General features: G+C 48.0%; 22 protein-coding genes and 1 riboswitch. Of the genes, 9 read left to right on the top strand and 13 right to left on the bottom strand.

What is annotated here, in order from left to right:
* The first annotated feature begins 172 nt into the window (after window positions 1-172).
* Both ACN0R8_RS03630 and ACN0R8_RS03625 read left to right on the top strand, forming a co-directional pair.
* Window positions 173-1042: a DUF2971 domain-containing protein gene (locus ACN0R8_RS03630; protein WP_417595161.1), complete on the top strand. Its 870-nt coding sequence runs from the start codon at window positions 173-175 to the stop codon at window positions 1040-1042.
* A 153-nt stretch (window positions 1043-1195) separates the two neighbouring features.
* Window positions 1196-1414: a transposase gene (locus ACN0R8_RS03625; RefSeq protein WP_417595159.1), complete on the top strand. Its 219-nt coding sequence runs from the start codon at window positions 1196-1198 to the stop codon at window positions 1412-1414.
* On the opposite strand, the gene ACN0R8_RS03620 is transcribed toward ACN0R8_RS03625, so the two are convergent.
* A complete protein-coding gene (locus ACN0R8_RS03620) occupies window positions 1404-1547 on the bottom strand; it encodes a hypothetical protein (protein ID WP_417595157.1) in 144 nt (47 codons plus the stop codon). The genes ACN0R8_RS03625 and ACN0R8_RS03620 overlap by 11 nt on opposite strands.
* Before the next feature lie 232 nt (window positions 1548-1779).
* Here ACN0R8_RS03620 and ACN0R8_RS03615 point away from each other — a divergent pair, with 232 nt between their 5' ends.
* Genes ACN0R8_RS03615 through ACN0R8_RS03605 form a run of 3 tightly spaced genes read left to right on the top strand, consistent with a single transcriptional unit; the run spans window position 1780 to window position 2904 of the window.
* A complete protein-coding gene (locus ACN0R8_RS03615) occupies window positions 1780-1905 on the top strand; it encodes a type II toxin-antitoxin system RelE/ParE family toxin (RefSeq protein WP_417595186.1) in 126 nt (41 codons plus the stop codon).
* A gap of 10 nt (window positions 1906-1915) precedes the next feature.
* Window positions 1916-2209 (top strand): HigA family addiction module antitoxin, encoded by a 294-nt coding sequence (locus tag ACN0R8_RS03610; RefSeq protein WP_417595155.1) that lies wholly within the window; start codon window positions 1916-1918, stop codon window positions 2207-2209.
* Window positions 2210-2238: 29 nt separating this feature from the next.
* On the top strand, window positions 2239-2904 hold the full coding sequence (locus tag ACN0R8_RS03605) for a hypothetical protein (protein ID WP_417595153.1): 666 nt from the start codon (window positions 2239-2241) through the stop codon (window positions 2902-2904).
* A 158-nt stretch (window positions 2905-3062) separates the two neighbouring features.
* Here ACN0R8_RS03605 and ACN0R8_RS03600 read toward each other — a convergent pair whose 3' ends face one another.
* Window positions 3063-3605, bottom strand: coding sequence for a carboxymuconolactone decarboxylase family protein (locus ACN0R8_RS03600; protein ID WP_417595151.1), 543 nt, complete (start codon window positions 3603-3605; stop codon window positions 3063-3065).
* A gap of 112 nt (window positions 3606-3717) precedes the next feature.
* Here ACN0R8_RS03600 and ACN0R8_RS03595 point away from each other — a divergent pair, with 112 nt between their 5' ends.
* A complete protein-coding gene (locus ACN0R8_RS03595) occupies window positions 3718-4305 on the top strand; it encodes a TetR/AcrR family transcriptional regulator (protein WP_417595149.1) in 588 nt (195 codons plus the stop codon).
* A gap of 179 nt (window positions 4306-4484) precedes the next feature.
* Here ACN0R8_RS03595 and ACN0R8_RS03590 read toward each other — a convergent pair whose 3' ends face one another.
* Both ACN0R8_RS03590 and ACN0R8_RS03585 read right to left on the bottom strand, forming a co-directional pair.
* Entirely contained in the window at window positions 4485-5141 is a 657-nt protein-coding gene (locus ACN0R8_RS03590; RefSeq protein ID WP_417595147.1) for a nitroreductase family protein, read from the bottom strand.
* 216 nt (window positions 5142-5357) lie between these two features.
* Window positions 5358-5987, bottom strand: a complete 630-nt coding sequence (locus ACN0R8_RS03585; protein ID WP_417595145.1) for a PolC-type DNA polymerase III — start codon at window positions 5985-5987, stop codon at window positions 5358-5360.
* Window positions 5988-6274: 287 nt separating this feature from the next.
* Here ACN0R8_RS03585 and ACN0R8_RS03580 point away from each other — a divergent pair, with 287 nt between their 5' ends.
* Window positions 6275-7627: a class II 3-deoxy-7-phosphoheptulonate synthase gene (locus tag ACN0R8_RS03580; RefSeq protein ID WP_078319187.1), complete on the top strand. Its 1353-nt coding sequence runs from the start codon at window positions 6275-6277 to the stop codon at window positions 7625-7627.
* A 173-nt stretch (window positions 7628-7800) separates the two neighbouring features.
* Here ACN0R8_RS03580 and cobO read toward each other — a convergent pair whose 3' ends face one another.
* Both cobO and ACN0R8_RS03570 read right to left on the bottom strand, forming a co-directional pair.
* Complete coding sequence (gene cobO, locus ACN0R8_RS03575) at window positions 7801-8400, bottom strand: cob(I)yrinic acid a,c-diamide adenosyltransferase (RefSeq protein WP_417595143.1); 600 nt, start codon at window positions 8398-8400, stop codon at window positions 7801-7803.
* A gap of 37 nt (window positions 8401-8437) precedes the next feature.
* Window positions 8438-10279, bottom strand: a complete 1842-nt coding sequence (locus ACN0R8_RS03570) for a TonB-dependent receptor domain-containing protein (protein WP_417595141.1) — start codon at window positions 10277-10279, stop codon at window positions 8438-8440.
* Window positions 10280-10416: 137 nt separating this feature from the next.
* Window positions 10417-10555, bottom strand: a riboswitch (cobalamin riboswitch).
* 151 nt (window positions 10556-10706) lie between these two features.
* Here ACN0R8_RS03570 and ACN0R8_RS03565 point away from each other — a divergent pair.
* Both ACN0R8_RS03565 and ACN0R8_RS03560 read left to right on the top strand, forming a co-directional pair.
* Complete coding sequence (locus ACN0R8_RS03565; protein WP_417595139.1) at window positions 10707-11540, top strand: 23S rRNA (adenine(2030)-N(6))-methyltransferase RlmJ; 834 nt, start codon at window positions 10707-10709, stop codon at window positions 11538-11540.
* 41 nt (window positions 11541-11581) lie between these two features.
* The gene (locus tag ACN0R8_RS03560) at window positions 11582-12286 is read left to right on the top strand and encodes a hypothetical protein (protein WP_417595137.1); all 705 of its coding nucleotides are present in this window, start codon (window positions 11582-11584) and stop codon (window positions 12284-12286) included.
* A gap of 134 nt (window positions 12287-12420) precedes the next feature.
* On the opposite strand, the gene ACN0R8_RS03555 is transcribed toward ACN0R8_RS03560, so the two are convergent.
* The 7 genes from ACN0R8_RS03555 to mnmA form a co-directional block, all read right to left on the bottom strand.
* Window positions 12421-14658, bottom strand: a complete 2238-nt coding sequence (locus ACN0R8_RS03555) for an NADP-dependent isocitrate dehydrogenase (protein ID WP_417595135.1) — start codon at window positions 14656-14658, stop codon at window positions 12421-12423.
* 296 nt (window positions 14659-14954) lie between these two features.
* Complete coding sequence (locus tag ACN0R8_RS03550; RefSeq protein WP_417595133.1) at window positions 14955-15524, bottom strand: hypothetical protein; 570 nt, start codon at window positions 15522-15524, stop codon at window positions 14955-14957.
* Between the two features lie 175 nt (window positions 15525-15699).
* Window positions 15700-17295 (bottom strand): isocitrate lyase, encoded by a 1596-nt coding sequence (locus ACN0R8_RS03545; protein ID WP_417595131.1) that lies wholly within the window; start codon window positions 17293-17295, stop codon window positions 15700-15702.
* 646 nt (window positions 17296-17941) lie between these two features.
* Complete coding sequence (locus ACN0R8_RS03540) at window positions 17942-19111, bottom strand: JmjC domain-containing protein (protein WP_417595129.1); 1170 nt, start codon at window positions 19109-19111, stop codon at window positions 17942-17944.
* 177 nt (window positions 19112-19288) lie between these two features.
* Entirely contained in the window at window positions 19289-20656 is a 1368-nt protein-coding gene (gene purB / locus ACN0R8_RS03535) for an adenylosuccinate lyase (protein WP_417595127.1), read from the bottom strand.
* A 199-nt stretch (window positions 20657-20855) separates the two neighbouring features.
* Window positions 20856-21482 carry a high frequency lysogenization protein HflD gene (gene hflD, locus ACN0R8_RS03530; protein ID WP_417595125.1) on the bottom strand — a complete coding sequence of 209 codons (627 nt, stop codon included), beginning with the start codon at window positions 21480-21482 and terminating at the stop codon, window positions 20856-20858.
* Window positions 21483-21538: 56 nt separating this feature from the next.
* A complete protein-coding gene (gene mnmA / locus ACN0R8_RS03525) occupies window positions 21539-22699 on the bottom strand; it encodes a tRNA 2-thiouridine(34) synthase MnmA (RefSeq protein WP_417595123.1) in 1161 nt (386 codons plus the stop codon).
* Window positions 22700-22734 lie beyond the last annotated feature (35 nt).

Raw genomic sequence — 22734 nt, 5'->3', positions numbered from 1 at the left:
GAGCTTACAGGCAGCCAAAGCTTAAAAAGGCAGGAAAACATAGAATAAACAAACGATGGCCGATAAAAACCAGTCATTGACAATTAACAACAGAGAGCGAGCTGTTGGCGGGAAAAACGGGTTAGAAACAGGTTTTTCTACAGGCTCGTTATGCATCTAATGGAATATTGGCGTGAACCGAAAAAATATAAGAGTGTTTAAATTTAGAAGCGGGAACGAAAATGACCTTGATGCTCTATTTGAAAACTTTATGTGGTTTTCAGGTCTATCTGATTTAAATGATCCTTATGAAGGTTACGCATCTTTTGACGATGCAGGTATCGATGATGATTTTCGTGAAAAATTTCTAGCATCTGTTTATGCGAAACAGCCGAAAAAAGAAATCTCCCCTGAAGTCGAAGCTAGTGTGTATAGAAAAGATTATGAAGCAGACACTGGTACTAGTTTTTCAGATTACGTTGACGCGAAAGCAATTGAGATTATTGAGTCTTTTTATGATGAACATAAAAATGACTTTAAAATTCTTTCATTATCATTGGCTAAAGATAGTCACGAACATCCCGCTCCACTAAATAATATGCTTATGTGGTCTCACTATGCTAATGGGTTTAAGGGGCTCTGCGTTGAATATGATTTTGAAAAACTCAAAACCTCTATTGAGAGCAATGCCAATATTGAGCTGGCTACTTCTCAAGTAAAGTATGCAACAGACGGTAAATTGCCAACCGTAAAAATGAAAACCTTCATGCAGTCAACTATTGATGATAGCCGAGATTTTTCTTTAGAAATACTTAGTGCGTTTACTAAAAAGGAGCAAAGCTGGAGCTATGAAAATGAAGTTAGGTTTATATCTGAGAAAGGTGGGAAGCATTATTACTCACCAGACTGCATAAATGCAGTTTATATTTCAGAAAAAACACCGAATTGGCTAAAAAACAGTTTGTTGTCAAATTTGTCGTTAAAGAAAGCTGGCATCAAAATATATTTAGTAGGGCTACATCCAAGTGAATATAAATTTGGGTTCAGTAGAATCGATGCATAACAAGTCATTTCAGCAGGACAAAAAACAGCTGGTTTTTGCTCGTGCCTCGCTAATTTTAACCAGCTATTTTATTGCCTCTGAATGAGACGTTCAGGCTGTAGAAAAACCTCCCGAACTATGCTCTGATCGGGTTTTGAAACGCAGGAGGCGGTGATGGCTCGGTTCAAGCACTACAACCAAACGTCGATGATAGTGATCAATTATCAGGATCAGTTGCAGTCCGGTACTTTTGAGCATGCTCTGCACTACCTCTGTTTTTATAAAAAAGCTGAAAAGCTGGATCTGTCCGCGTTTTTCCAGTCTTTCAGCCAGCCAGATTTTAATAATCGACTGACGGGTAACACCAACCCGACTAGCTTCTTTATCCAGTGACTCTAACATCCACGCGGAAATCAACATTTACCCGTTTTTGCTTCTGCATAGGGCGCTTGGCTTGCGACAAATCCAGGTCACCCAGAATGTCGTCGTCACTTTCAAATTTGGCATCAAATTCATGCGCTTTCATAGAGGTGTACTTTTACATCGCCTGCTGCAAATTAATAGTAACGCCTTGCGTTATTAACGCGCTGCGCTATTATCAGGTCATGAAAGCATCGTTCAAATGTAAGGACACAGAAAAACTGGCCGGTGGTCACCGCGTAAGGCGGTTTATCAATTTCGAGCGTGTTGCTTTGTGAAAGCTCCGCCAGCTTGAAGTTGCCGATCAGCTGAATGATCTCAAAGTGCCCCCCGGTAATATGCTGGAGCCGCTGTATGGAAACCGTTCCGGTCAGTACAGTATCCGAATTAATAAGCAGTTTCGGATATGCTTCCGCTGGACGAAGGCAGGGGCTGAAGATGTTGAAATTGTCGATTATCACTAGGAGGTCGTTTATGCGTGATCTCGATCCTGTAACGCCGGGCGAGTTACTAAAAGAAGAGTTTCTTGAGCCGATGGGTATTTCTCAGTACCGGTTGGCGAAGGAGATTGGTGTGCCTGCTCAGCGGATCGGTCAAATTATCGCCGGTAAGCGGTCGATAACCGCAGATACTGATCTTAGATTGTGCCGGTTTTTTGGCCTGTCTAATGGTTACTGGCTGCGTTTGCAGGTGGCCTATGATACTGAGATTGCAGAAGAAGCTTTGGCTGATCAGTTAAAAAACATCCGCCCGTGGCAGGCTCGTTAAATATTTTATATTACTCAAGAGGTTTATTAATGCGCTATCTCCTTTGTCTGTTTTTGCTTGGCTGTTCTGGTTTGCTTGCAGCGTGTTCACAAGGTAAACCCGATCAAGTTGAGCCACATGTAGCCGTCCATGCTCAAGATAAACAAACCGCTAAACCGAGGCAGCCTGCTCAAGTCGTAGATGCTACTGGCAGCGCTCAAGAGGCAGAAAAAAAGGTAACAGAGAGGCGATCGAGCTTACCACCTTCTCACTGCAAATCTTCTGAAGTAGCTTACTTAAACTCCAGAGTTAAAAAAATTCACCGCAGTGAAAAAGGCGTAACTATTACGCCCACGCAAAATATTTTATCGCTGTGTATTGATGGCGATAATATTATTTACCGTTACGGGAAAATTGGCACAGTTGATCTTGAAAAGACCGCTACTCCAGAGGCACCTTTTTATCAGCACTTTGCTCGTTTAGGCCGCATCGGCATGCAGCGGACCTTTTTTAATAGTGGTAGCTATTATTACTACGTAACAGAATCTCTCGGCATGGGGAGCGGCATCTCTATTGATGTTTTTGATTCGTCAGGCCAAATTGCTGAACTCTTCTCAGGCCTTGACCCTGAAGTTGATTTTTGGGTATCTGAAGACGTAGAGCTGCCAACGGCTAGCTTATTAGAGAAGATGCCGCCCCATAAAAATATGCAGTAATCACGGAAATAAAGGACATCCGTAGTTTAGCTAAACCAAAATGGGTTTAAGTCGTCTTATGGGGTTATTCTCCGAAAATTAATAGATACCCCAAAGATTCACATAAAAAAGGCAGCCTAGGCTGCCTTTTTGATATATCAGTATTTAAAAGCCGTAATTTATTTTACAAACTTTTTAAATGCTTCATCTACCGGTGTATCTGCAAGATGGTTAGTGTAATTACTCATTACTTTTTGAGATAAACCAAGAATGATTTCAAGCAATTGCTGATTGCCATAACCTGCTGCAAAGAACTTTTCGATTTGCTCATCGCTGATTACACCACGTTCACGTGTCATGGCAAGTGTTGTTTCACGAAGCGTTTCTAACTTAGGGTTTTCAAGTGGTGTTTTGTTTACAAGTGCATCAACAATACCTTGATCAACCTTCATTGCCGCTGCAATACCGCTGTGAGCAGGAACACAATAATGGCAGTCGTGCTCTACGTTAATTGATTGCCATACTACTGTTAGCTCTTCTGCATTGAATGATGTTTTTTGAAACAGATCATGCAGTACCTGGTAACCTTTAAGCAGTGTTGGCGCTTCAGCCATTACTGCATGCAGGTTAGGAAGCATACCAAACCCTGCTACTGAATCCGCCAGTAGCGGTTTTGCTTCTTCTGGTGCGTTTTCTTGAGTGTATAAAGTAAATTCGGCCATGATTGGCTCCTAATGATTAATCGTTTTAAGTAGCTTCGAGACACAGAGTATTTGATTTTGAGCGATTGCTCAAGTTAAAATTGAGCGAATGTTCAAATTGATTGAGAGCGACATGGCTAATAAGGTTAAGTTTGAACGCGAAAATGTAGTTCGCGTTGCTAGTCAGCTGTTTTGGCAGAAAGGTTTCCATGCAACCTCAACGCGTGACTTGCAGGAGGCCGTTAATATGCGCCCGGGTAGTATTTACTCGGCGTTTGGCTCTAAAGAAGGGCTATATTGTGAATCGCTGAAAGATTACACCGCACAAATGAAAACCCAAATAGAGGGTTTCTTATCAACTGCCGATACGGTGCTTGGTGGGTTACGTGCATTTGTAGAGAACGTGATAATTAAAACAAAAGGTTGCAGCCCAAGCGCTATTTGTATGCTGGTTAAAGCAAACAGTGAGTTTGCTGAAAAAGACTCAAAATTATATGAGTTGAGCTTAGATTTAATGGCGCAATTTGAAGCCTATTTAACGCAACTTTTTGAGCAAGCAATAAATAAGGGTGAATTAAGTAATACATTAACCGCTGTTGAATATGCGCGCTTTTTTCAGGTGCAATTTACAGGTTTGCGCGGTTATTTTAATCGTCCTAATGTAGAGCAATTTGCTGAGCCAATGATCAATCAACTGTTTATGTTGATTAAAAAGTTATAAATATCAGCCAGCGTGCACCCTCTTCTAATAGTAAATAATCAATAGATAAGGGACACCTATAGTTCAACCCGATCAAAGCCAGGCACCTGACCTGCGCTCTAAGCACGGGTGAAATTATGGGTGTCCCAAATTTTCGTATGGGTGTCTCAGATTCTGGAATTTTCCTTTCTCTGAGAGAGCTACAGAACCTTCAGAACTGAATCTAAATCAAGACGGGATTTTGGTAATTTCGCATTGTAGTCTTCACTTGGATCATGGTAGCCCATGGCCAGGGCGACATCACAACCGTAGCCTCCCAGCTCTTCTTTGAACTCTTCACTAATCAGTGTGGAATCCACGCCTTCCATAGGCGTTGAGTCGATACCAAGCCGTGCAAGCACATGCAGGGTGTTGCCAAGGGCCAGATAAGTTTGAGCCTTTGTCCAGGCTGAGGTATCACCGGATTCATCCGTATTCGATTCAGCAAATGCAAAGGCGCCGAATGCTTGTTCGCGATTCTCTGGTGCGGTTCGGCCTACCGCAATGTCTTTGTCGATAACCTGTGCGTAGTCTTCACGGGTGTAGCGGGGGTTGTAGGCAAATAAAATGATATGTGAAGCCGCTTTAATATGAGGCTGGTTAAACTGGTACATATTTTTAAATGTGCTGTGCATCCGCTCTTTAGCAGCGTCGCTTTCGATCACAATAAACTTCCAAGGTTGTGAGTTGATCGATGATGCGGAAAGGCCGATCGCTTCATAAATTACCTCAAGTTCCTGTTGGGGTATGCGCTTTGTGTGATCGTAACGTTTAACGGTGTAGCGCTGTTTCAGGTCTTTGATAATAGAGTGTGTCATTGCGTTTATCCTAAACAATAGTGAAAAGCTATCGCCCTCTTTTAGCCCGCATAGCAGATAGTGGGTACACCTTGGGGGTGCGCTAGCTCTTTTCGGTATGCCGTTTATGGTAGGCGGATCTTTTTTTTTGATAAACAGTGTTCTGTTTGATTTATTATCAAAAAAAAATTGATAATAGGGTTTTTCTTATCTTTGAAAAGAATAAGGCGGGCTGTATCAGTCGGTTATAGCACTTTTCAACAAAAACTGATGGCTGCTGTGTTTAGCGGTTTTGCCCAGTTTCTGCATCAGGGCGAAATCCGCCCGATCGATACCGTAGCGGGTATTTATATCTTCCAGTATGGCCAGCCAAAGATGCGTTGTCATTTCGGCATCGGCCAGAGCCCGGTGAAAGGTGCCATCTGTGGGGAGACTCTTAAAGCGCACCAGAGTGCCCAGTTTATGATTGGGGGCATCCTGATAAAGGCGACGGGCGATCAGCATGGAGCAGGCGAACAGATATGTGCTGTTATGATTATTACGAGCAAGCTCGCTGACCAAGAACTTACTGTCAAAAGACGCGTTGTGGGCTACAAGGTTAAAGTCTTCGATAAAGTCGGCAAACTCTGCCATCACTTTGCTGGCGGGTTCTGCATCTTCCAGCATCTGATTGCTAATGCCCGTATAGCTCTCAATAAAGCCACTGATGCGTCGGCCCGGATACATTAAGCGCTGAAAGCGCTCTTTGATCTGGCCACCTTCAACCCGAACCGCTCCGATCTCTATCGCTCTGTCTCCCTGATTTGGGGATAAGCCTGTGGTTTCGAAATCCAATACGATAACGGTGTTAGCTGGCCTGTGTTTCATTGCGTGTTCTGCCTGGTGCGTTAACGGTACGATCCTGAGGGCTGATCGGGGGCCGTAGGGTACGAAGGTCAAAGGGAAAAGGCAAATGACAGCGGCGACAAATGGAGCTGATATTTATTTTTTGCTTTTAAGGCTCTGTATTGCGGTCTTCGGGGTTCCCCTCGGGACGGTGACATAGTAATGTCAAAGGGATTCATCAGAATAATCAGACTGTTATACATTACCCTAAGGTTGGCCTGTTTTGTCTGAGAGCAGGTCGCTATATGCAGAGAATAAATGGAATCGTTATGAGTAATACCATCTGGACACCGGCATCCTGGAGAGAGAAAACCGCGCGACAAATGCCGAATTATCCGGATCAGGGCGCACTACACAATGTTGAGCAGGAGTTGGCTGGCTTGCCGCCGTTGGTTTTTGCCGGAGAAGCCCGTCAGCTTCAGGCTGAACTGGCGGATGTTGCCGCTGGCCGCGCCTTTTTGTTGCAGGGCGGTGATTGTGCGGAGAGCTTTGATGAATTTTCCGCTAACCATATCCGCGATACCTTTATGGTGTTGCTGCAGATGGCAGTGGTACTGACCTTTGGCGGTCAGAGCCCTGTGGTTAAAGTGGGTCGTATGGCCGGTCAGTTTGCGAAACCCCGTTCTTCGGATACGGAGACGTTGGATGGCGTTACTCTGCCGTCTTACCGTGGTGATATTATTAACGATAATGCCTTCACTGAGACTGCCCGTGTACCTGACCCTGCCCGTATGGTGAAGGCGTATAATCAGGCGGCTTCTACACTGAATCTGCTGCGTGCGTTTTCCCGGGGCGGAATGGCGGATCTGCATAAGGTGCATCAGTGGAACCGGGATTTTGTCAGCAAGAGTCCGGCATCGGAGCGTTACCATGATCTGGCTGAGCGTATTGATGAGACACTGGCCTTTATGCAGGCCTGTGGCATCAGCCCGCAAAACACGCCAAGCATCAACGAAACCCGTTTCTATACCGCCCACGAAGCACTGCTACTGCCCTATGAACAGGCTCTGACCCGTCAGGATAGTCTGACCGGTGGTTGGTATGGCTGCTCGGCTCATATGCTTTGGATTGGTGATCGCACTCGTCAACTGGATGGTGCCCATGTGGAATATTGCCGGGGCGTGAGAAATCCTATTGGGGTTAAAGCAGGCCCCACGACGGACCCTGATGACTTTATCCGCCTGCTGGATGCGATTAACCCTGATAATGAAGCCGGTCGTATGAATGTGATTGTGCGCATGGGGGCAGACAAGATTGGTGATCACCTGCCGGCACTGATCCGTAAAGTTGAAGCGGAAGGTCGTAATGTGGTTTGGAGCAGTGATCCGATGCACGGTAACACGATCAAGGCATCCACGGGCTATAAAACCCGTGATGTGGACTCAGTTCTGGGCGAAGTGAGTGGTTTCTTCGCGATTCATAAAGCTGAGGGAACCCATGCCGGTGGTGTGCATTTGGAAATGACAGGCCGAAATGTAACGGAATGCATTGGCGGACGTTTTAAGATCAGTGAAGATGATTTGGGTGACCGTTACCATACTTTCTGCGACCCGCGTCTTAATGCGGATCAGTCCCTTGAACTGGCATTTCTGATTGCAGATAGTTTAAAAGCAGCCCGATAACGGTCAGTGTATCGGTTAGCCTTATAGGTTCCGGTGGCTGTGCCTTAATGGCAACGCGATAGACAGAACGTGACAGAAAGAAAAAGCCCGCAGATCGCTGATGTTCAGCTGCCTGCGGGCTTTTATCTGTCGGGTGAGGAGATTACCCTTCTTACCAGTCAATGCCTTTCTGATTACCAGTCAATGCCTTTCTGAGCTTTGATACCGGCGTTAAAGGCATGCTTTTCATCACGCACTTCCGATACGGTATCGGCATATTCGATCAGGTCTCGGTGGGCGGCCCGACCGGTCAGAATAACGGACTGCTGCTCCGGGCGATTTTTCAGTGCGTCCAGCACCTCTTCAATCTCCAGATAGCCGTACTTCAGCATATAGGTGATCTCGTCCAGTACCACCAGATGTACCGCGTCATCCTGCAGGTGGGGCAGTGTTTGCTCCCAGGCTGCACGGCAGGCTTTTTTATCCAGCTCACGGTCCTGGGTTTCCCAGGTAAAGCCGGTGCCCATCACATGAACGGTCAGATTCGGGTTACCTTCAAAGATATCACGCTCACCACAGTCCCAAGTGCCTTTGATAAACTGGGTCACCGCTACTTTGTAGCCGTAACCCAGGCTGCGGGCTACCGTGCCCCATGCGGAGGTCGTTTTACCTTTGCCGTTGCCGGTAATGACAATCACGATGCCACGCTCTTCCGTTGCCTTGGCAACTTTAGCATCGACTATCTCTTTGCGTTTCTGCATCGCCTTTTTATGGCGGGTATCACGATCAGTCATGGGATCTCCGGTGGGTCTTGTTTAAAGCTTCAGTGAATTAAAAGCGGTAGCGGAATGTGCCGAATACCGTGCGACCTGCGGTTGCATAACCTTTTGTGCTGACATAATCCTTGTCCGTAAGGTTTTTGATGCTGGCAGACAGGTCCAGCTGAGGGCTGAACAGGTATCGTGCGTCCAGATTATACAGGGTAAATCCACCCAGTTTATCGGTGTTTTGTGCATCGGTGTACCGTTCGCCGGTAAACTGAGCATCAAAGCCTAATGTCAGCTGGTTCAAGGTATGATTAACACGCAGATTTGCTGTTTGCTTGGCCCGGTAAATCAGCTGTTTTTTCTCTTGTTTATCTTCTGTATCCAACAGGTTGGCATTAAACGTCAGTTGCGTATTGCCCAGGTCTGCATTGGCAATCAGTTCGGCACCTGTGATCTTGACGCTATCAACATTACTTGGCTTCCAGTTACCGTCTGCATCTGGTGCCCAGGCAATCATATCGTCCAGCTGGGTTTGGTAGAGGTTAATGTCAAAACTCAGATGGCTCTCAGGCTTAAAGTTCAGACCCAGAGTTGCGGTGTTTGACGTTTCTGGATCAAGGTCAGGGTTACCCTGGTTAGGCCAGTACATGTCGTTGAAGGTCGGGACAAGAAACGCGGTGGCGAAGCCCGCGGTGATTTTTACCTTGGGTGCTAGCTGGTAGTTGGCATCGATACCATAGGTGCTGAAGCTACCAAAGGCTTCGTTGTCATCAATACGCGCGGACAGAGCCGCCTGGTATTTTTCACCACTCTTTTCCAGAAGTGCGAACAGTGCTTTGTTGTCCCGGGTGTCTTCGTCGTAATTCTGTGTGGAATCAGAAACATCATCTTTTTTATAGTCAAAACCGGCCACCAGAAGCAGCTCATTATCAAAATAATGAGTTGCCTGCAGCTCAAGCTTTTCGGTCTTGGTAATAAAACTGTTCTGATCTTCCCCTGCCAGAACGGTTTGGTTATCGTCTTTGTAGTGGCTGGCTTTTGCATTCAGCGTCAGATTATCAGATAACTCGGATTCGATGCCGGCGTAGAAGCTGGAGTAAACAAACTCATTGACCGCATCATTGGTATAGATGGATTTACCCTGATCAGCATCATAACCAAGGTATGCGCGGTCATAGTCATTTTCACCGGTGGTGTACTGCATACCTGCCAGGAAGGTATGTTTGCCGACCTTGTGCTCTGCATCCAGTTTTACAGCGCTATTGGTATAGCCATCATCGTCAGCACCCAGGTCTGCCTGGTCAGGCTTAATATCAAAGCCATCTGTGGTGAAGTGGCTGATATTAGCTCTGAGCTGGCTTTGACCATCGCTGTGGCTAATGCTGATAGCACCTTGTTGAGTATTATTGCTGCCTCCGCTAAGGGCGATCTCGGCGTGACTGTGTTCCTGTTTCTGTTGTTTGGTGAAGATCTGAATCACACCACCAATGGCGTTGGCACCATACAGGCTGGAACGGGCGCCGCGTACAACTTCGATACGCTCTATCTGATCAACCGGCAGGTGGTGAAGGCTGACCTCACCCAGTGTTGCACTGCCAATCTGAACGCCATCAACTAAAACAAGCATGCGATCCTGACTGATGCCGCGCAGGAAAAGGCTGCTTTCCTGTCCGTATCCACCATTAGAGCGAATCTGAATACCGGGAGTTGCTGCCAGTGCTTCGGTCACACTTTTCGGCTGTTGCTGTTTGAGATCTTCTTTCGTAATGACGGTAACGGATGACACTGTATCCGCCTGAGCCTGCTCGGTGCGGCTGGCAGTGATGACGATGGTCATAGGGTCTGCAGCAAAAGCAACAGGAGATAGGGCAGCAGAAACAGCGGTAGCCAGAATAATTTTCTTCATGGTAAAACACAATCCTCAGCGCAATGGATAAGCGTGAGGGAGGGCAGGCGCAACAGTGGCATTGTCCGTAAAAGGATAAGGCATGAGTCACACCGGTGTCGCCCTCCGCAACACCGTAAATACTCGGGAGTCAGGAAAAACTCCAAAGCGTTTTGAGCTGGTAACCGGGCTCAGATCCGGCTTTTGCCGCGATCCTTTACCGTTGCGGGGGCAGCGCAGGACTTTCACCTGTCTTCCCCAGCTCGAAACGTAGGCGCATCATATAGTGATCTTTTCGTGAGTCAAGCCACTGATTTTCAGCATGCTATGAGCGGCACTCATATCGGCACTCCTGGGCATTGTTAGGCGCGTAAATAGAGCCAGTGCTACAATGCGCTATTGAGCAGAGATATCTGCATCCCCCAACTTCCTGACCAAAGGTTTTTATATGCTCAGTTACCGTCACGCTTACCACGCGGGAAATCATGCCGATGTGATTAAGCACCTGACTATGGCGCTTATTTTTCAGTCAATGCACAAAAAAGCGAAGCCATATTCTTATATTGATACCCATTCTGGTGGTGTTGATTATGACTTGTTGAGCGATGAAGCGGTAAAAACCGGTGAAGCAGCGGAGGGAATTCTGAAAGTTCTGGAGCACCCCATGCTGCCCGAGAGTTATCGTGAGCTGATCAAAGGCTATAATTCATCTGGCATATTGGCACGCTACCCAGGCTCTCCGGCAATTGCTCACCACTTTCAACGTGCCGGTGACAAGCTGCAACTGATGGAGCTGCATAATAATGAAACCAGTGTCTTAAAACGCAAGGCGTCACGCTGGCCGGATACGGCGATTCATCATCGCGATGGCTTTGAAGGGTTGCCGGGTATCGTACCACCGGAGCCACGTCGTGGTGTGGTGCTGATGGACCCTTCCTATGAGATCAAAACTGATTATATGAAGGCGTTGAAAAGTATCAAAGCGGCTTATAAACGTTGGCCTACAGGCGTATATGCTCTTTGGTATCCGATGTTGGTTGCGGATAAAAGTCAGATGATGCTGGACAGCTTTGAACGTAGCGGCATTCGTCGCATTTTGGTTGCAGAGATCAGCCGTGAGGCTGGGCAGGATGAGACTTTCGGTATGATTGGCAGTGGTATGATGATTGTGAATCCTCCTTTTCAGCTGGATGAGCAGTTATCAGAATGCCTTACGGCGCTGGCTGAAGCGATGCTGGGTAAGACAGCGGTTGCAGATGTGCGTTGGCTGGTGGGTGAATAATTCTGATTGTTCAGGTGCAATAACTATAAAAGGGAACTCCTATGGCGGCTACGAGGAAAGGAAATAAGACTAAGGTATCGCTGATCAGGCGTCTGTTTCAGCTGTGGCGAATCTGGCCTTTGGTGCTTGTATTGCTTGTGCTTGGGTCATTTATTGCACCCTTTTATGTGTACTCCCGCTTTAACAGTGAACAGCCCATCGCCCGGCTGGAGTTTGAGGCCCTGGGGGATGCTTGGTATCTGGCTTCGGTGACCCGTTTTCCTGAATGTTCGTTGCAAAACTATCGCATTCACGGTGATCAGTGGCAGCTGGATGCTGAGTTTCTGAAATGGAAAGGGATTGCTGTTTTGCTGGGAGCGGAGTCCCGGGTTGCACTTGATCGGCTTTCCGGTCGTTTCAGTGCTATTGATGCAGCTCAGCGTGCCAAGCCCAGCGTGCATGATTTGAAACCCGAAACCTGGTTTGCTTTTGGTGTTTCTATTGCTGAGGGGGCCGACAGTTTTTTAGTGGATACCCGCTTTGGCTCATCCGCGTACATGACAATAGACCCCGCTAAAAGTTATTGGGTTTATAAAACAGAAGATGCTTTGATTGCCCGTAGCCACCCTCGCAATCAGACTGAGTTGGATGGAGAGACGGTGACGCTGGTGATTGATCAGAGTTGTGCTGACTCGCAACCAGATCTTTTGGAAGGCTATGCCCGTCAGTGGAATCAGCTACTGGTAAAAGCCCGGCATTCTTTCTGAAGGGGCTTTCGGTATTGAGCCGTATCTTGTTTGGTTACCGGTAAAGACCTGATGAGTTTGGCAGCTATAAAAAAACCCGGGCAAGCCCGGGTTTTTGTTGAGCACTAGGCTCGATTCATTCCGATATCAGCGCCTTACAGGGAAGCCAGGATATCGTTCAGAGTTTTGCTTGGACGCATCACAGAGTCAACTTTAGCCATATCAGGGTGGTAGTAACCGCCCAGATCTGCTGGTTTGCCTTGTGCGTCAGCCAGTTCCTTGATGATTTCCTCTTCATTTTCAGTCAGAGCTTTCGCCAGAGGAGCAAAACGTTTCGCAAGATCAGTATTTTCAGTCTGTTCTGCCAGGTACTGAGCCCAGTACATCGCCAGATAGAAGTGAGAACCACGGTTGTCCAGCTCACCAACTTTACGGGAAGGTGACTTATTGTTTTCCAACAGCTGACCGGTTGCGGCATCCAGCGCTTTTGCCATCAGTTTGGCATCGGCGTTGTCATTTTTGATACCCATCTCTTCCAGAGAAACGGCCAGTGCCAGGAATTCACCCAGTGAATCCCAGCGCAGGTGGTTCTCTTCCTGAACCTGCTGTACGTGTTTAGGTGCAGAACCGCCTGCGCCTGTTTCGTACATACCACCGCCATTCAGCATAGGAACGATAGACAGCATCTTCGCTGACGTACCCAGCTCCATAATTGGGAACAGGTCGGTCAGGTAGTCGCGCAGTACGTTACCGGTTACAGAGATAGTGTCCTTACCACGAATCATGCGCTCCATAGAGATCCGGATCGCACTGTTATAATCCATGATGCTTAGGTCAAGACCGTTGGTATCATGATCCTGCAGGTATTTTTCAACCTTCAGGCGTAGCTGTTGGTCGTGAGCACGCTCATCGTCCAGCCAGAAAATTGCTGGTGTGTCAGACTGACGTGAACGGGTCACTGCTAGTTTCACCCAGTCGCGCACAGCGGCATCTTTAGTCTGGCAGGCGCGCCAGATATCACCTTTTTCTACTTCATGCTGCATCAGTACGGTGCCGTCGGATTTAACGACGCGCATAGTACCGTCCTGATTCATTTCGAAGGTCTTGTCGTGAGAGCCGTACTCTTCTGCTTTCATCGCCATCAGACCAACGTTAGGCACTGTGCCCATCGTCGTTGGGTCAAATGCACCATTGGTCTTACAGAAGTTGATCATCTCCTGATAGATGCGAGCGTAAGTCGACTCAGGCATTACGGCTTTAGTGTCTTTAGTCTTGCCGTCACGGCCCCACATCTTACCGGAGCTACGGATCATCGCAGGCATGGATGCATCAACGATAACATCACTAGGAATGTGCAGGTTGGTGATACCTTTGACAGAGTCAACCATTGCCATTTCAGGGCGGTGCTCGTAGCAGGCGTGGATCGCTTCTTCGATCTCTTCCTGCTGAGACTGAGGCAGTGTTTTGATCTTGTCGTAAACACTGGCCATACCGTTGTTCGGGTTTACGCCAAGCTCTTCGAACAGGTCACCATATTTTTCGAACACTTCGCGATAGAAAACACGAACCGCGTGACCGAATACAATAGGGTGGGATACCTTCATCATGGTCGCTTTAACGTGCAGAGACCACATAACACCATCTTCTTTACACTCCTGCAGAGTACGTTCGAAGAAAGTATCCAGCTCTTTAGCGCTCATAAACATACTGTCGAAGACTTCACCGGCTTCCAGCGGAAGGGTCTTTTTAACTTCAACATTGCCGCTTTTATCAACGAACTCGATACGAACGTCATCAGCAGCATCCATGGTGATGGATTGCTCGCTGGAGAAGAAGTCGCCGTCACGCATATAGTCAGCGTGTGACTGAGAAGCCTTGCTCCATTTGCCCATGGAGTGCGGGAATTTACGGGCAAACGCTTTAACAGCCGGTGGCGCACGGCGGTCAGAGTTACCCTGGCGAAGAACCGGGTTTACAGCACTACCCAATACTTTGGAGTAACGGGCCTGAATTTCTTTCTCTTCGTCTGTGGTCGCTTCATCCGGATAATCCGGCAGATCGTAACCCTGAGACTGCAGCTCGGCAATAGCGGCTTTCAGCTGAGGAATAGAGGCTGAAATATTAGGCAGCTTGATCAGGTTGCATGAAGGATCTTTAGTCAGCTCGCCCAGTTCAACCAGAGTATCGGTTGCTTCCTGTTTCTGCTTGTCGGTGAGACGGTCAGCAAAGCCTGCCAGGATACGGGATGCAACGGAGATATTGCTAGTTTCTACTTTAATACCCGCAGCAGCCGTGAAGGAGCGCACGATAGGCAGCAAAGAGCCAGTTGCCAGCATCGGTGCTTCATCAGTGAGGGTATAGACGATTTTTTGCTCTGAATTTGGAGTTGTCATTTTTATCCCTATTGTTATGGCGTGTAGCCAAAGACCTAACACTGGATGGCTTGTGGCCATCCCAGATCTGAAGGAGTTTTATTCTGTCTGTTGGCGCTGGATTGTACTAAAAAACATCACCTTTTTATATGGTGGAGAATTACAACTTATGGCTAGTAAGGGGCTGTTTTTAGCATCGACTGGAATTTTTTTACAAAACAGCGCCTGATAGAACGTTTGCTAGGGATAGATGGCAGAAATAAATCAGCCCGCAAGTTGTATGCGGGCTGAAGATTGAAAAGCAGTTTCACCCAGGTTTATTCGCAAACCAGGTCGATAACGTTCGCTGGCAGGTCCCGGTCGATATAGGCCATGCCCAACAGATTGAGGTAATCCATACGATCTGCTTTCATCAGATCGATGGAAGGTACGGGTTGATTATTTTCCTGGTAAATAGCCGCCAGAAAGGCCATGTAGTTTTCACCTTCTTTTACCATTAGCAGACTAGCTGCGCCCACATCGGGCTTTACTGCACTGTTAATGTCATTCGGCAAGGTGACGGAAAGCACGACGGGTTGTTCGTTGCCTTCGATGCGAACACTGCGGTTTCTGACCGTTTGCTGAGCCCAGTAGAAGGCTAACTCCTTGCTTTGGGTCAGAAATACCGGTTCTGTGGTTTCGCTGTAATGGTCATCTCCAATGGTAGCCATGGTTTTCTTTGCAGCTTCTTTTAAGGCCTGGTCACCGGAACGTTTGAGACCTTGTTCCTGAATGGAGTCGACCAGTGCAGTTGAGGTGCCGTGATACCAGATGTTGCTTGTGGCAAACCCCTGTTCCGTTAACAAATCTTGTGCATCTTTTAGAAAAACGGGTGTATCTGTTGTCATAGTTAAACCACTTGTTCAGTTTGCAGTTAAAGCCGTATGCCATTCTAACGTAAAAAAAGCTGACTAATAAAAAAGGCGGCTCCTTTTGCAAGGGCCGCCTTCTTAGGGGATCTCTGAACCAGGTTCAGAGTACTTCCCTATAACCGGTTTTGAGCTACTTTACTCAAAGCCGGTTTTAGCTGAACTGGTTAGAAGTATTTTTCGCACCGCCAGCTTTTAGTGCAGCTTCACCTGCGTAGTATTCTTTATGATCGTCACCCATATCAGAACCTGACATGTTCTGGTGTTTCACACAAGCGATACCCTGACGGATCTCTTTACGCTGCACACCTTCAACATAGCCCAGCATACCTGCGTCACCGAAGTACTCTTTAGCCAGGTTGTCTACTGACAAAGCTGTGGTGTGGTATGTCGGCAGTGTGATCAGGTGGTGGAATACGTTCGCTTCACGTGAGCAATCTGCCTGGAAGGTACGAACCCGGGCATCAGCTTCAGCGGACAGCTCAGAGTCATCGTACTTGGCGTTCATCAGATCAGCGCGGTCGTAGGCAGAAACATCTTTACCAGCTTCAACCCATGCGTCGTATGCCTGTTGACGGAAGTTCAGTGTCCAGTTGAAAGATGGTGAGTTGTTATAAACCAGTTTCGCATCCGGGTGTACTTTACGTACATCGTCCATCATATTTTTGATTTCGTGTACGGTTGGTACTGCAGTTTCAATCCACAGCAGGTCAGCACCCGCATTAATTGCTTCGATACAGTCAAATACGCAACGTTCGTGGCCAGTGCCCTGACGGAACTGGTACAGGCCGGAGGCCAGACGCTTAGGACGAACCAGCTTACCGTTACGGCTGATCAGTACGTCACCTTCAGCGGTGTCTTCCGGAGCAACTTCTTCAACGTCCAGGAAGGAGTTGTAGATGTCGCCCTGATCACCTGGTTCACGTACAACTGCGATCTCTTTGGTAAGACCAGCGCCTTCGGAGTCAGTACGGGCAACGATAACACCATCATCTACACCCAGCTCCAGGAAGGCATAGCGCAGTGCGCGGATTTTCGCGTGGAAGTCAGCGTGAGGTACAGTTACTTTACCGTCTTGGTGACCACACTGTTTCTCATCCGCTACCTGGTTTTCGATCTGCAGTGCACAGGCACCCGCTTCGATCATCTTTTTAGCCAGCAGGTAGGTTGCTTCTGCGTTGCCGAAGCCTGCATCGATATCGGCAATAATTGGTACAACGTGGGTTTCGTGATTGTCGATTTTGCTCTGGATTTCAGCTTCCAGTTTGCTGTCACCAGCTTCACGTGCTTTGTCTAGCTCACGGAAAAGGCCACCCAGTTCACGGGCATCAGCCTGACGCAGGAAGGTGTACAGTTCTTCAACCAGATCCGCCACAACAGTCTTCTCATGCATAGACTGGTCAGGCAGAGGGCCAAAGTCAGAGCGCAGAGCTGCAACCATCCAGCCGGACAGGTACAGGTATTTACGTTCGGTGGAACCAAAATGCTTCTTGATAGAGATCATTTTCTGTTGACCAACAAAACCGTGCCAGCAGCCCAGAGACTGAGTGTATTTGGTCTTGTCTTTGTCGAACTCAGCCATGTCGCGACGCATGATGTCAGCAGTATACTTAGCGATATCCAGACCGGTTTTGAATTTGTTCTGAGCACGCATACGTGCTGCAGATTCTGGGTTGATTGCATCCCAAGGAGAACCGTTGGTTTCTTTCAGTTTTGCTACTGCATCGATGTCTTTTGTGTAAGTTGACATGCTTTTTCCTCTACAGAGTGTGCCTGTTAGGTTATCCCCGGGACCTGCGCGTTGATTGTATTATTAAGATATCAACGTTGTGCCGCAGGCTTAGGGTATCCTTCCGTTCTGCTTTGATGTGCCGTCAAAGCAGATCATTTTGTGTGCCTGTGATTTTAAGAAACAGTGAAATGTTTCGCTGCTCTGTCACCTTCGGCAAGTTCGCCCTTAAGTGCCTGAATTAATTTATCCAGCGCTTAAAACGAGTGTTTGTCGTTTTGTGTGTTTTTACTATGCCTTAAGCTGTGAACCCTTTGCAAACGCTACTTTGGGCTATATAACCTGTTGTAACTGCACTACAAATTGTTTCCTGTAGTCTGACTACCGTTTGAATGAATTTTCCTTGCTGCAGCGCAATAGTGTTGTAGTTTTACTTTCAGAAGTGACCGCATTAGAGAGTCACTTTTCGCTCAATCCCTGGTAGATTGTCGACAATGTTGTGTGAGATGACGGATAGCGGCTGCTGGTTTTCAGGGGTTTAAAAGAAGCCCTTCGCTGAGCGGGGCTAATGATGAGGTGCAGTGAGGGGTTATAAAGGGGCGTGACATTAAAAGAGGGATAAGTATGCAGACAGTCATGGTGATAAACTGTGACTGTCTACAATGGTTTAGTCACTAAGATAGAGTGTACCGCGATTCAGGAGATCCAATATTATTCCTTTAAAATCCTTGGAAGATGAAGATAATTCATGATATGTCAGGTGTTTCTGCTCCGTAAGAAAGAGCACTACCTCACGATCTGCTGCTGAAACTTCAAAGCCATCACCATCGGCAAAGAGTAAAAGGCCATTTTCGGCTTCTGAAAAGGCTATTCGGCTGCCTTCGCTCAGGCAGATTGCCATCCCCTGTGAGATTTCCTGCTCCATTTTTGCCTGTGTCAGTGCTGTTTCAGCCGGGATTAGCTGATCAAGATACTTAGGCTGGGTCATGTAGCGGCCAAACCAGGCTTTGATCGTCGCTTTATCGGCCAGTTTCTCCTGAATGATCGCCTGTACGCGGTTGATAGCATCAGCACCGATTTCGCTGGTATGGCTCTGTAGTTCCAGGTCGGGGTCCTGGTAGCGGTCATCTTCGCAGAGAGATTCTCCAATAAAGTCGGCAAGAGAGGTTACGATCTCATCGGCAGAGGGAGCCCGGAAGCCTACAGACCAGGTCATGCAGTCATCAGATTGCGAAACTCCGTAGTGGGCAAGTTGTGGCGGCAGGTAGAGGAGGTCGCCGGGTTCGCAGATGAAGGTCTCTGTAGCGTCAAAATCCTGCAGAATACGTAACTGTACATCCGGAATAAACGGAGTTTTATCATCAGCGAAACCGCCGATCTGCCAACGACGTGAGCCCTGGGTTTGCAGTAGGAAGACATCGTAGTAATCCAGGTGAGGACCAACACTACCTTCTTTGGGGGCGTAGCTGATCATGATGTCATCGACCCGCCAGCTGGGGATGAAATCGAAGGCTTCTATCAGGGCTGCGACTTCAGGAACGTAGTGATCGACAGCCTGAACGAGCAGTGTCCAATGGCTCTCTGGTAGCTCATTGAAGCGCTCCGCTTTAAAAGGGCCATTTTCAAGATGCCATTTTTCACCCTTAGGGCCGGTTTCCATAACAAGTCGTGACTCGACCTGCTCTTCAAGGGCCAGGCCCGCCAGCTCATGTTCATCAATGGGGGATTCAAAGTTGGGAATCGCATTTTTGATAAACAGGGGTTTCTTCTGCCAGTAATCCCGCAGAAACTCTTCGTAGCTGATATGACCCAGCAGGCTTTCAGGGAGTTGTAACATAGTTTTTTCCAGTCTTTTTCAGAAATCTGTTGGTCTTATGCAGATCGTTTATTTTTCAGATAGAAAACATAAGCCAAAGAAAAAGGCCCTGAAAAATATCAGAGCCTTCTTTGGAAGGTAAAGCGTTGAGCATGAATGTTCTTAGCGCAGATGAGGGCTACGAACTGTTGTCACGACTCAGATCGCTTTAGCCTGATCGATAGCGTTACCGATGTAGTTATGCGGCGTTAGCTGCATCAGTTCATCTTTTGCTTCCTGCGGCATGTCCAGGGTCTGAACAAATTCCTGCAGAGTTTCTTTTGTGATCGCTTTACCTCGGGTCAGCTCTTTCAGCTTCTCGTATGGCTTTTCGATGTTGTAGCGACGCATAACGGTCTGGATCGGTTCCGCTAACACTTCCCAGCTGTTTTCCAGGTCAGTATTCAGGCGCTCTGCGTTGGTTTGCAGTTTGCTGATGCCTTTCAGGGAAGCCTGATACGCAATCAGAGACTGACCAAAACCTACGCCCAGATTACGCAGAACAGTAGAGTCGGTTAGGTCACGCTGCCAGCGGGAGATCGGCAGTTTAGCGGCCAGGTGCTGCATAATCGCGTTGGCGATGCCCAGATTACCTTCGGAATTTTCGAAGTCGATCGGGTTAACCTTGTGCGGCATAGTGGATGAACCGACTTCACCGGCGATAGTGCGCTGTTTGAAGTAACCCAGGGAGATATAACCCCAAACGTCACGGTCAAAGTCGATCAGGATGGTGTTGAAACGGGCAATGGCGTCAAACAGCTCAGCGATATAATCGTGCGGCTCAATCTGAGTTGTGTACGGGTTAAAGGTCAGCCCCAGGCTTTCAACGAAAACTTTTGCGTTTTCAGCCCAGTCGATGCTTGGGTAGGCCGACAGGTGTGCGTTGTAGTTACCTACGGCACCGTTGATTTTACCCAGCAACTCAACCGCTTCAACCTGTTTTACCTGACGCTGCAAACGAGCGGCAACGTTGGCCATCTCTTTACCCAGGGTCGTAGGCGATGCCGTCTGGCCATGGGTGCGGGACAGCATAGGCTGCTCTGCATTGTTAATTGCCAGCTGACGAATGGCCTCTACCACTTCTTTCATGGTTGGCAGAACGACACTGTCCAGTGCGCCTTTCAGCATCAGAGCGTGAGACAGGTTATTGATATCTTCAGAGGTGCATGCGAAGTGAACAAATTCAGTAACAGCCTGCAGTTCGCTGTTGCCTTCGATACGCTCTTTGATGAAGTACTCAACCGCTTTTACATCGTGATTAGTAGTACGTTCTATATCTTTGATGCGCTGGGCATCATCTTCGCTGAAGTTGGCTACCAGTTGATCAAGAACCTGATTGGCTTCTGGGCTCAGAGCAGGAACATCAGTAATTTGATCGTGATCGGCCAAGCGCTGTAACCAGCGAATTTCAACTTCTACGCGGGCACGGATCAGACCAAATTCACTCACCCAGGGGCGCAGGTCAGCGGTCTTAGAGCCATAACGGCCATCAACGGGGGATATTGCGGTAAGGCTGGAAAGCTGCATTTTGTTACTGCTCTCTATAAATAAGCTGATTTCATGAAGTGCGCAATCATACCTGAAACTGAACTTTATTACAGGATTACCGCTTATATTCTCTGGCTAATGGCGACCTTAAAGGATTTCCAGGTAACTTACAGCGGCGGGCAGAAAATAAAAAGGAGCGCATGAAAACAGCCCCCTTTTGCGTTTGTTTTGAGTTCGGTCAGAGTCTGGCGGCATCATCAAGTGCCTGAAGAATCTTCTTGCGTCCCAAAAGCAGCCTCCAACGGCGCCCACCTAGCTGATGCCAGAGAATGGCTGAGCGAATACCGGCAAAGAGCAGGGCACGTACTTTTTCGGCGTTGTTGGTCTGGCGCAGAATATTGGGTTCGCCCTGCACCTGAATCCGGAAAGAAAAGGTGCTGATGGTGTCCTGGTAGAGGCTGGCAATATTGGCGATCACATTTTCGTGGGTGTTTGAGAAGTGATGGCTCTGCATTTTTACCTGCTCAAGACGCTGCCCGATGGCCTGAAGCATCTGATCATCTTTGCGCAGGCGCTTTTCCAGATAGAGAATGGACATCGCATAGCGTAAGACATGGGTTGAGGTGTCTGCGTCTTTGTTAATGAAGCCGCGCAGTGTTTTAACTCCTAACGCCAGGCCCTGAGGTGACCCGCCGTAGACTGCCAGGGTGTTTTCCGGGTCTGTTTCCAGAATGCTGGTGATACTGGTTTCAAAGCTATCCTGTGCCACCATGCCTTTATTGGCCAGTTGGTGCACAAGGGCTGCGGCCTGAAATACACCAGCAAGAGCCAAAGCCTGTTCCTGATCTTGTCGGTTTGAACTCATAGTTGTCCCTGTATTCCTGTCGTCTGATGGTTCGGGTGTTGCATCGGGGTTTTGCTTCAGGTGTTATCGCGCCAGGTTTTCTCAATGACGGCACCACCAAGGCAGATATCTTCAAGATAGAAAACTACCGACTGACCCGGTGTTACGGCCCGTTGAGGCTCATCGAAGATCACTTCGAACTCATTGTTGCCTAAAGGTTTCACGGTGCAGCCCTGATCGTCCTGGCGGTAACGGGTTTTGGCCCGACATTTAAATTCGCCATCAACCGGTGGTTGGTGGGCAACCCAGTCAACGCTTTCTGTCTTAAGGCCGCGACTGAACAGTAACGGATGGTCGGTGCCCTGGACGGCGATCAGAATATTGTTATCCAGATCTTTCTCTGCAACAAACCAAGGGTCTTCTGAGTACTCCTTCAGACCGCCAATGCCCAATCCCTGACGCTGACCAATGGTGTAATACATCAGGCCGCTGTGTTTGCCAATTACATCACCGTCCGGTGTGGTAATAGTGCCCGGCTGTGCTGGCAGGTACTGTTGCAGAAAGTCTTTAAAACGACGTTCGCCGATAAAGCAGATGCCGGTGCTGTCTTTTTTACGGGCCGTAATCAGGTCATGTTCTTCCGCAATACGGCGGACTTCAGGTTTTTCAATCTCGCCCACCGGGAACAGGGTCTTACCGATCTCGTTATGACCGACGGCATGGAGAAAGTAGCTCTGGTCTTTGTTGTTATCCAGACCTTTCAGCAGAGTAGCTTTGCCATCCTGTTCACCGCGACGTACATAGTGGCCGGTGGCGATCAGGTCTGCGCCGAGAGCTTCTGCATACTCCAGGAAAGCTTTAAACTTGATCTCTTTGTTGCAGAGAATGTCTGGGTTTGGGGTGCGACCGGCTTTATATTCTGCCAGAAAATGCTCAAACACGTTGTCCCAGTATTCTGCGGCAAAATTGGCTTTGTGCAGTTTGATACCGATGCGGTCGCACACGGCTTGAGCATCTGCCAGATCTTCTTTCGCGGTGCAGTATTCGGTGCCGTCGTCTTCATCCCAGTTTTTCATAAACAGGCCTTCGACCTGATACCCCTGCTGCATCAGAAGAACAGCTGATACGGATGAATCAACACCCCCTGACATGCCGACAATGACTTTGGTCTGACTGTTGTCGGTTGCACTGATATTAGGTGTTGGCTGAGTTTCTGAAGCGTTTTGACTGTTTGGCATGATGTTTCGCTAATCGGTTTACAGTGTTTGGGTGA

The organism is Oceanospirillum sp. (assembly GCF_048265165.1).
Classification (GTDB): domain Bacteria; phylum Pseudomonadota; class Gammaproteobacteria; order Pseudomonadales; family Halomonadaceae; genus Oceanospirillum.
Note: the sequence above shows the minus strand (reverse complement) of the source record. Positions and strands in the feature narration are given on the sequence as shown.